The sequence below is a fragment of the Pseudomonas sp. Sample_24 genome (genome assembly GCF_004307605.1).
GTDB lineage: Bacteria > Pseudomonadota > Gammaproteobacteria > Pseudomonadales > Pseudomonadaceae > Aquipseudomonas.
In genome coordinates this window covers 23,721-27,096 of record NZ_RCNW01000536.1, presented here as the reverse complement: position 1 = coordinate 27,096, position 3,376 = coordinate 23,721, and the positions used below count along the sequence as shown (strand labels likewise).

Below are 3,376 nucleotides of genomic sequence, written 5' to 3'. Positions count from 1 at the left end.
CTTCGCCGGTGACCAGCGACACCGGGCAGCCATGGGTGGCGGTGCGGTCGGCGGCGTCGGCGCTGTCGCCGTTGGGGTTTTTCGCTTGCGCAGGGACATCATCCCGATGTTCCTGGCGAGCCAGACGGGTCATGGCTGCGGACTTGTTACGAGCGATGGCGACGGGGTTGTCCACCAGCACATCTGCCGACCCTGTCGGGCTGATGCGCATTGGCACCGCAGGCGCGGGTTTCAGGGGCGCGTTGCGGACATTGATCACCACGGGTTTGAGAGCGCCCGCGTGGCTGGACAGATCAGAGCGGCGGGCCAGTTCGGCCAGGCGCAAACCTGCTGCTGCGAGCCATCGTCGGGTGCGTTCGGACTTGATCTTCGCCAGCACCTTGGTGCTGATGCCGAGACCCAGGCCGGCAGGACCGGTCAAGCGCACGAGCAGGAAACTGATCAACAACTCTGTACGAATTTGCGCCACGACTTCAGCGATGTACTGCGGCGGCAACATCCTCAGCCAACTGGTAAAGGCCGCCAGATGAATGAACATCAACGGCTCGTCGCTCAACACCAGCAACACGTTGGCGATCGCTTCAGCCGAGGCGTTCAGCAGCGTGGCGAGTTCGACTTCGCTCAGGTATTGAAGGAGTTTTTCACTGTTGGCCTGCAGGTCCGCCATCAGGGCAAAGACCTGCTTCACGTCATCCCATAGACCCTGCAGCGTTTTCTCGAACCCAAGCCAGTCCGCTTGCTGCAACAGGCCGTAGCGCTGGATGAAATCCGCCTCGGAAAAGTGGCTCCACTGCGGTTCAAACTCGAGGGTCCATTCGTTGCGCAACCAGCCTTCCAGCTCATCGACAACGTCCTGGTAAGAGTCGTACAGCGCTTTGACGTGTTCGCGGGTTACGTTGGGAAAAAAAGTGATGCGGTAGCGCTTGCCACGCCAGCAATCAGGGATTTTGAGGATGCCGCTCGGGCCAATGGTTTGATGGATCGGCTCGCCGTATTTCGCGCCGTCGGCACCTTCGGATATCAACGGTTCGAGCTTGACCGGGGTATTGCCGATGGGCACGAAGCGCGCGGCTTCGAACATGTGCACCAAGGTTAACGGGCCGCTGGCGGGGCACGTGGCAACCGTGGAGCTGACGGGTGTGGTGGAGTTTTTCGGGGCGCTGAGGCGGACTTCGTTGCCGACCTTGAACACTTGCTCGACAGCCAGTGTCCCGCCAGTCCAGAAATTTTCCGCCCAGGATTGATAGTCGTTGAGGCAGAGGCGGAAATCACCGAGCACCGCCTCGACGTCCGGTCGCTGCGGGTTCATGGCAGCGACCACCAGCAGGCCGATGGTGTTGTTCAAGGCCAGCAGCTTGTCTGGATCAAACATTCGCGGGGTTTCGCCTGGAGAAATAGGCGGGAAACTTTGCGTTGGATCAGGTGCGAAAGAAGTCGGGAAAATTGGAGTTTTCTGTAGGGCGAATCGCCAAATCAGTGTCGCCGCTTCGTCATGGGTCGGGTTTTGCCCGTTGCCCTGGGGCTGCCACGCTCGCTATGCTGCTGAAACCTTTAATCCATCACGGAACGGCCGCACCTGAGCCGCCTGGGATATCGTTCAATACGGATCAGATGCGATGAATGCACCGCTGAAAGAATTCGGCCCGATCAAGGCCGTGATTTTCGATATGGACGGCTTGTTGCTGGACACCGAGGGCATTTACACCGAAGTCACGGCTCTGATCGCTGCACGCTATGGGCGAACTTTCGACTGGAGCCTCAAGCAGAACATCATCGGTCGTGGCGCGGGTGATCTGGCGCGCTACGTGGTCGAGGCGCTGGAGCTGCCGATCAGTGCCGAGGAATTCCTGGTGATCCGCGAACCGCTGATGCGCGAGCGTTTTCCTACAGCGCAGGCGATGCCTGGCGCGCAGGAATTGGTTCGGCATCTGAAGGCGCACAACATTCCGATTGCCGTCGGCACCAGTTCTTCGAGCCAGTCGTTCGGTCAGAAAACCACGTTGCATCGCGACTGGTTCGCCTTGTTCGATTTCATCGTCACCGCCGATGACCCGGACGTGGGCGCGGCCAAACCTGCACCGGATATCTTTCTGACTGCCGCGCGGCGCCTGGGCGTTGCTCCCCGGGATTGTCTGGTGTTCGAAGATTCACCGTTCGGTGTCACGGCGGCGAAGGCAGCGGGGATGACCGCGATCGCGATTCCGGACGCGGCCATGGCTGACGAAAAGTACGCACACGCCGATGGCATTCTTCGTACGCTCAAATCCTTCAAGCCGGGCGCCTTTGGCTTGCCGGCGCTGGAATGGGCCTGACATCTGTAGGCATTTGATCGGCGACTAATTCCAGGCGTACTTCATCCGTTCTCTGAACAGACAACTTTTGAGGTACGTCCGGTGACCCCGCTGACTTTGCTGTGCCTGCCTTATTCTGGCGCGAGCGCCATGGTCTATAGCCGCTGGCGGCGCAAACTGCCGGAGTGGATCAAGCTGCAACCGGTGGAATTGCCGGGGCGTGGCGCGCGCTACGGCGAGCCGTTGCACACCGACATGCGCCGCCTGGCCCTGCAATTGGCCCACGAACAAAAAGCCATGCTCAAGGCACCGTATGCCTTGTTCGGCCATAGCCTGGGTGCCTTGCTCGCCTGTGAGATGGTCCATGCGTTTCGTTCGCTGGGCGTTGCGGAACCGGTGGCCTTGTTCGCCTCCGGCACCGCGGCGCCAACCATGCGTCTGGAATACGACCGTGGTTTTGCCGAGCCGAAAACCGATGCCGAATTGATCGAGCAAATGCGCAGCCTCAATGGCACCCGCGAAGAAGTGCTGGCCAATCAGGAACTGATGAGTCTGACACTGCCGATCCTGCGCGCCGACTTCCAGCTCTGCGGACGTTTCGAGCCGATCCAGCGACCACTGCTCAAGTGTCCGGTGCACGTACTCGGCGGTAAGGCAGACCGAGCGACCACCGAGCAGTTGATCGGCTGGAGCAAGGAAACCCACGGCAGCTTTTCCTTAGACATGCTCGCTGGCGGGCACTTCTTCATTCATGAGCATGAAGCCAAGGTACTCAAGGTGATCAAGGATCAGCTCGACGTTCATCATCGACGGCACGCTATGGCCGTCACTGCCTGACCCCGATTCTGTAGGAGTAAAGCTTGCTCGCGATGGCAGTGTGACTGGCGATATCCATGTCGGATGTCACACCGCTATCGCGAGCAAGCTTTGCTCCTACCGGTTTTGGGGTGGTCAGTTTTCTGTTATCGCCCTCGTTTTATCTCTCTTCTGATAGTTGTTCTCATTCGCTAATTTTTCCGGTCTGCATTCGTTTTATATGGACGACGTGCCTTTGTGCTTCCCGCCACTGATCCGGATACCAAGAA

General features: G+C 59.3%; 2 protein-coding genes and 1 pseudogene. 2 read left to right on the top strand and 1 reads right to left on the bottom strand.

Annotated elements, in window-relative coordinates:
• Positions 1-1,372: pseudogene (locus tag D8V06_RS30015) on the bottom strand (type IV secretion protein Rhs); the annotation flags it as partial.
• A gap of 244 nt (positions 1,373-1,616) precedes the next feature.
• Here D8V06_RS30015 and D8V06_RS30010 point away from each other — a divergent pair.
• Positions 1,617-2,312, top strand: coding sequence for an HAD-IA family hydrolase (locus tag D8V06_RS30010; protein WP_130904170.1), 696 nt, complete (start codon positions 1,617-1,619; stop codon positions 2,310-2,312).
• Positions 2,313-2,393: 81 nt separating this feature from the next.
• Positions 2,394-3,128, top strand: a complete 735-nt coding sequence (locus tag D8V06_RS30005) for an alpha/beta fold hydrolase (RefSeq protein ID WP_130932396.1) — start codon at positions 2,394-2,396, stop codon at positions 3,126-3,128.
• Positions 3,129-3,376 lie beyond the last annotated feature (248 nt).